2 tRNA genes are annotated in these 243 nt (G+C 58.8%); both read right to left on the bottom strand.

What is annotated here, in order from left to right:
• Nucleotides 1–88: 88 nt before the first annotated feature.
• Nucleotides 89–162 (bottom strand) — tRNA-Ile (locus tag SAY88_RS25525).
• 5 nt (nucleotides 163–167) lie between these two features.
• Nucleotides 168–243, bottom strand: a tRNA-Ala gene (locus SAY88_RS25530).

Genomic DNA, 243 nt, shown 5'->3' on the forward strand with positions numbered 1-243 from the left:
CGAACCCCCGCGCGGTTTAACCCGCCTGTCGGTTTTCAAGACCGATCCCTTCAGCCGGACTTGGGTATTCCTCCGCAATTGTATCGCATGGACCCTGTAGGACTCGAACCTACGACCGATCGGTTATGAGCCGACTGCTCTAACCAACTGAGCTAAAGGTCCAAGATTGGTGGAGCCTAGCGGGATCGAACCGCTGACCTCCTGCGTGCAAGGCAGGCGCTCTCCCAGCTGAGCTAAGGCCCC

The sequence above is a fragment of the Halalkalibacter flavus genome (assembly GCF_036663575.1).
Lineage (GTDB): Bacteria > Bacillota > Bacilli > Bacillales > Bacillaceae_D > Halalkalibacter > Halalkalibacter flavus.